Source organism: Streptomyces sp. SID11385 (assembly GCF_010548245.1).
Taxonomy (GTDB): Bacteria; Actinomycetota; Actinomycetes; order Streptomycetales; family Streptomycetaceae; genus Streptomyces.
On the sequence record NZ_JAAGLR010001089.1, the window covers coordinates 1 to 5892 of the forward strand.

The following is a 5892-nucleotide window of genomic DNA, read 5'->3' on the forward strand; positions in this document are numbered from 1 at the left end:
GGCGGAGCCCCGCCGGCTCCTCGGCGGCCTCGCCCGTCCCCGAAGCCGCTCCCGCCCCCTGCCGCCCCTCTAAGCTCGTCCCCATGACTGACGCACGTTCCGAGCTGCTCCAGCAGATCAAGGACAAGGCCGTGGTGCACGGCAAGGTGACGCTCTCCTCGGGCATCGAGGCCGATTACTACGTCGATCTGCGCCGGATCACGCTCGACGGGGTGGCCGCGCCGCTCGTCGGCGAGGTCATGCTCGACCTCGTCGACAACCTCGACTTCGAGGCGGTCGGCGGGCTCACCCTCGGCGCCGACCCGGTCGCCGACGCGATGCTGCACGCCGCGCACGCGCGCGGCAAGCGCGTCGACGCCTTCGTGGTGCGCAAGGCGGCCAAGACGCACGGGATGCAGCGCCGTATCGAGGGCCCGGACATCGAGGGACGGCGCGTGCTGGTCGTCGAGGACACCTCCACGACCGGCGGCTCGCCGCTCACTGCCGTCGAGGCCGTGCGCGAGGCCGGAGGGCACGTCGTCGCCGTCGCCACGATCGTGGACCGCGACACCGGGGCGGGCGAGAAGATCGCCGGCGAGGCAGGGGTCCCGTACCTCTACGCCTACGCGCTCAACGAGCTGGGCCTGTGACAACCGGCCCTCGCCCGGCATGCCCCCGGAGGGTGACCGGCCTCCGCTGAGCAGGCCGTCCCTCCGACGAGCGAGCCCCCGGCGGGCCCCTCGGGCCTCTGACCTCCCCCGCTCGCCGAAAGGCGATGTTTCACGTGAAACATCGGAGCCGTCCTGTTTCACGTGAAACATCGTCTTCGTCGTCTCACGCCACCGCTCCTCGCTGGGAGCAAATCGGTACGTCTGGAAAGATGGACCCGGCCGACACCGGCGTCGCCCCCAGGTCAGGGTCACTGCACACACCCGCACATCACAAGGAGCGGACACATGCCCATCGCAACCCCCGAGGTCTACAACGAGATGCTCGACCGGGCGAAGGCAGGCAAGTTCGCCTACCCGGCCATCAACGTGACCTCCACGCAGACCCTGCACGCGGCGCTGCGCGGCTTCGCCGAGGCCGAGAGCGACGGCATCATCCAGATCTCCACCGGGGGTGCGGAGTTCCTGGGCGGTCAGTACAGCAAGGACATGGTCACCGGCGCGGTCGGTCTCGCGGAGTTCGCGCACGTCGTCGCCGAGAAGTACCCGGTCACCGTGGCGCTGCACACCGACCACTGCCCGAAGGACAAGCTCGACGGCTACGTCCGCCCGCTGCTCGCGGTCTCCGCCGAGCGCGTCAAGGCCGGGATGAACCCGCTCTTCCAGTCGCACATGTGGGACGGCTCCGCCGAGACCCTGGACGACAACCTGGCCATCGGTCAGGAGCTGCTCGCCCTGGCGAAGGCCGCGAAGATCATCCTTGAGGTCGAGATCACCCCGACCGGTGGCGAGGAGGACGGGGTCTCGCACGAGATCAACGACAACCTCTACACCACCGTCGACGACGCGATCCGCACCGTCGAGGCGCTCGGTCTCGGCGAGAAGGGCCGCTACCTGCTCGCCGCCTCCTTCGGCAACGTGCACGGCGTCTACAAGCCGGGCAACGTCGTGCTCCGCCCCGAGCTGCTCAAGGACCTGAGCGAGGGCGTCGCCGCCAAGTACGGCAAGCAGCAGCCCTTCGACTTCGTCTTCCACGGCGGTTCCGGCTCCACGAAGGAGGAGATCGAGACCGCGCTGGAGAACGGCGTCGTCAAGATGAACCTCGACACGGACACGCAGTACGCCTTCACGCGCCCCGTCGCGGACCACATGTTCCGCAACTACGACGGTGTGCTGAAGGTCGACGGCGAGGTCGGCAACAAGAAGACGTACGACCCCCGCACGTGGGGCAAGCTCGCCGAGGCCGGCATGGCCGAGCGCGTCACCGAGGCGGCCCGCACGCTGCGCGCGGCGGGGCACAGCCTCAGCGCCTGACCCGGCGGGTGACTCACGGGCCCCCGGCCCGTACGGCTTCGGTCGTGCGGAGCGGGGGCCCGTTCGCGTCCGGCGGCGGCTCGTTCGCGTACGGACGGGGCGGGATCAGGCAGGGCCGGGGGCTCGTTCGCGTACGTGCGGGGCGGCTCGTTCGCGTCCGTACGGGGCCTTCGGGCGGGGCGGGCCGGTGCGGCGGTCAGGCAGACTGGAAACCATGGCCATTCACCAGAACCTGCTCGGGGACGTGCCCCCGACCCACCTGCCCGAGGAGCCCGAGCCGCGCGAGCTGCTCGCTTCCGGGACCCCCGCCTCCCAGGTCGCCGCGAAGTTCCCGGCCTCCTCGCTCCCCTGGGCGCTGCTCGCGGACGAGGCCTTCGAAGCGGGCGACCCCGTGGCCTCGTACGCCTACGCCCGTACCGGGTACCACCGCGGCCTCGACGCGCTGCGCCGCAACGGCTGGAAGGGCCACGGCCCGGTCCCGTGGGAGCACGAGCCGAACCGCGGCTTCCTGCGCGCCCTGCACGCCCTCGCCCGCGCCGCCCAGGCGATCGGCGAGAAGGAGGAGTACGAGCGCTGCACCGACTTCCTGCGCGACTCCTCGCCGACGGCGGCGCAGACCCTCGGCTGACCCCGCCTCCGCCCGGCGCGGCGCCGGGCGCGGGCTTTCTTTCCGGTACGGGCCCTCCCGCCTTGCCGTTCCCCACCCGGGGGACGGAGGATGCGAGTGGGCCCGTCCGCGTACCGGACACGCGTGCCGGACGACCGGTGCACGGGCCCGAGGGGACCGGAGCCCTCCGCCGGGCCGCCGTACGACGGCGGGCGCGCAGCGCGGGCGGGGGCGGACCGCTACCCGGCAGCCGTCTCCACCGGAGAGATCGATGTCGTACGACCCCTTGAACACCCCGCAGGCCCCCAGCACCCCGCCCGCGCCGAGCGCTTCGCACGCCCCCGGCACCACGGACGCCCCCGGCACCGCCGACACCGCCCCCGAGGCCCCCCACCTCGACTTCGCCGGCAGCACCCCGTACGAGGACTACGTGCACGCCGACGTCCTCACGCACCTCCAGGAGCTGCGCTCCGAGGACCCCGGCGAGATGGTCTTCCTCGTGACGACGCAGGTCATGGAGTTGTGGTTCACCGTCCTCGTGCACGAGTGGGAGACCGCCGCGCGGGCGCTGCGCGAGGACGACCTGCCGCCCGCGCTCGACGCGCTGCGCCGGTCCCGCCGCGAGCTGGACGCCCTCAACGCCTCCTGGCTCCCGCTCGCGGGGCTCACTCCCGCCCAGTTCAACAGCTACCGGGGCGCGCTCGGCGAGGGTTCGGGCTTCCAGTCGGCGATGTACCGGCGCCTGGAGTTCCTGCTCGGCGACAAGTCCGCGGCGATGCTCGTCCCGCACAAGGGCACGCCGCGCGCGTACGCCGAACTGGAGAAGGCGCTGCACGAACCGGGTCTCTACGACGAGGCCCTGCGCTTCCTCGCCCGGCGCGGCCACCCCGTGCCGCCCTCCGTGCTCGACCGCGACCTGAGCCGCCGCTACGAGCCGTCCGAGCAGGTCGAGGCGGTGTGGGCGGAGATCTACCGGGGCGATCAGCGCGGCGAGGAGGTACGGCTCGGCGAGGCGCTCACGGACGTGGGCGAGCTGGTGTGGCGATGGCGCAACGACCACCTCACGGCGACCCGCCGCGCGATGGGCTCCAAGCAGGGCACGGGCGGCTCGGCGGGCGTCGCGTGGCTGGAGAAGCGCGCCACGAAGAGCGTGTTCCCCGAGCTGTGGACGGCGCGTGGCCGTGTCTGAGCGCATCGGAAACGGGAGCGACGCCGCAGCCGAGCTCCGTGCCGCCGCCCACCGCCTCGACGCCGGGGACGCCCTGCGGCCCGTACGGGACCGCTTCACCCTTCCGGGCGACGTCGTCTACCTCGACGGGAACTCGCTCGGCGCGCTCCCGAAGGCCGTTCCGGACCGGCTCGCCCACGTCGTCGCGCACGAGTGGGGCGCGCTCGGTATCTGCTCGTGGACGGAAAGCGGCTGGTGGGAGGCGCCGGAGCGGGTCGGCGAGCTGATCGCGCCGCTCGTCGGCGCGGCGCCCGGGCAGGTCGTCGTGGGCGACTCGACGAGCGTCAACCTGTTCAAGGCGCTCGTGGCCGCCGTCCGACTCGCGGGGGACGGGCGCGACGAAGTCCTCGTCGACTCCTCGGCCTTCCCGACGGACGGCTACCTCGCGGAGGCGGCGGTACGGCTGACGGGCCACCGCCTCGTCCCCGTCCTGCCCGCCGAGGTGCCCGGCCGGCTCGGTCCCCGTACCGCCGCCGTGCTCCTCAACCACGTCGACTACCGCACCGGGCGGCTGCACGACCTGCCCGGGCTCACCGCCGCCGTGCACGAGGCGGGTGCGTACGCCGTCTGGGACCTGTGCCACAGCGCGGGCGCGCTGCCCGTCGGGCTCGACGCGCACGGCGTCGACCTGGCCGTCGGCTGCACGTACAAGTACCTCAACGGCGGACCGGGCGCCCCGGCCTTCCTGTACGTGCGCGCCGCGCACCAGGCGGCGTTCGACTCGCCGCTGCCGGGCTGGAACTCGCACGCCGAACCCTTCGGGATGCGGTCCGCCTACACGCGTGCGGAAGGAGTGACGGCCGCGCGGGTCGGGACGCCCGACATCCTGTCGCTGCTCGCCCTGGAAGCCGCGCTCGGCGTCTGGGAGGGCGTGGACCTGGCGGCCGTGCGGGCCAAGTCGCTCGCGCTCACGGACTTCTTCCTGGAGTGCGTCGACCGCTACGTACCGCCCGGGCGCCTGGAGTCCGTCACCCCGGCCGCGCACGAGGAGCGCGGCAGCCAGCTCGCGCTGCGCACCCCGCTCGCCGCCGCGCTGATGCCCCGCCTCATCGCGCGCGGCGTCGTCGGCGACTTCAGGCCGCCGGACCTCCTCCGCTTCGGCTTCACGCCGCTGTACGTGGGATTCGCGGACGCGGAACGAGCGGCGCGGGTCCTGGCGGAGGAGCTGGGGGCGGTGGGGAGTACGGCGGGGTGAGGACGAGGGGCGTATGGGGGACGAGGCCGGTGGGGCGGGTCCGGCGGAGGTGCTTCGCGGGGGTCGCCCCGGCGGGTGAATTCCGGGGCGAGAGCTGACGCCGGTCTGTCGATTCCCCCCTTTCGGGTGGATTGCCGCAAGCCTCGGGTTTGCCCGGCTCTTCCCGGGTCAAACGGTCTCGTGCCGTTCCCGCCCGTGCACGGTGCGTGCGCGAGGCCGCCGTGCGCGGCGGGAACGACACCAGGCTCCGCGCCGGCCCCGAGATGATCCCCTCGCACCCGTATCGCCGCACGTCACCCGCCTGATAGCGTCCCGGCCGGTCGGGGGCGGTCGCCCGTGCCGCCTGCCGGAGAACCGGCGGGGCGGGCGTGGATCGCGAGGCCCCGTGGGACAGGACCCGTGGACCGTGAACGCTGAGAGGTCGCAGATGCCGGACGACGCCGTTGCCCGCGAGGCCGCCGAGGCCGACGCGCTCTTCGCGCACCCCGCGGTACCGCCCGAGGCCACCCTCTCCTACGGCGGGCACCCCGACCAGGTCGTCGACTTCTACGCCCCGCGCGGCCCCGAGCACCCCGGCGGCCACCCCCTCGTCCTCGTCCTGCACGGCGGTGCCTGGCGGGCCACGTACGACAGGGCGCACCTGACGCCGTTCGCCGGGCTGCTCGCGCGGCGCGGCTTCGCGGTCGCGCTCGCCGAGTACCGCAGGGGCGCGGGGCTGCCGGGGCAGGGCGCGAAGGCGCGTCCCGGGCGCTGGCCGGAGACCTTCGACGACATCGCGACGGTGCTCGACACGCTGCCCGACCTGGCCCGCAAGGCGCTCCCGCGGGCCGATCCCGCGCGCACGGTGCTGTGCGGGCACTCCTCGGGCGGGCACCTCGCGCTGTGGGCGGCGGCGCGCCAC

At 73.6% G+C, this 5892-nt stretch carries 6 protein-coding genes; all 6 read left to right on the forward strand.

Annotation, left to right across the window (positions count from 1 at the left end; translation table 11 throughout):
• The first annotated feature begins 83 nt into the window (after nt 1-83).
• Nucleotides 84-629 carry an orotate phosphoribosyltransferase gene (gene pyrE / locus G3I42_RS33370; protein ID WP_164291413.1) on the forward strand — a complete coding sequence of 182 codons (546 nt, stop codon included), beginning with the start codon at nt 84-86 and terminating at the stop codon, nt 627-629.
• 306 nt (nt 630-935) lie between these two features.
• A complete protein-coding gene (gene fbaA, locus G3I42_RS33375; protein ID WP_164291414.1) occupies nt 936-1961 on the forward strand; it encodes a class II fructose-bisphosphate aldolase in 1026 nt (341 codons plus the stop codon).
• 214 nt (nt 1962-2175) lie between these two features.
• Nucleotides 2176-2589, forward strand: coding sequence for a DUF3151 domain-containing protein (locus tag G3I42_RS33380; RefSeq protein WP_164291415.1), 414 nt, complete (start codon nt 2176-2178; stop codon nt 2587-2589).
• 250 nt (nt 2590-2839) lie between these two features.
• Nucleotides 2840-3757 (forward strand): tryptophan 2,3-dioxygenase family protein, encoded by a 918-nt coding sequence (locus G3I42_RS33385; RefSeq protein WP_164291416.1) that lies wholly within the window; start codon nt 2840-2842, stop codon nt 3755-3757.
• Nucleotides 3744-4991 (forward strand): kynureninase, encoded by a 1248-nt coding sequence (kynU, locus tag G3I42_RS33390; RefSeq protein ID WP_164291417.1) that lies wholly within the window; start codon nt 3744-3746, stop codon nt 4989-4991. Before G3I42_RS33385 ends, kynU begins: the two co-directional genes overlap by 14 nt.
• Before the next feature lie 427 nt (nt 4992-5418).
• The coding region (locus G3I42_RS33395) for an alpha/beta hydrolase (RefSeq protein ID WP_164291418.1) at nt 5419-5892 on the forward strand (474 nt) is incomplete at its 3' end.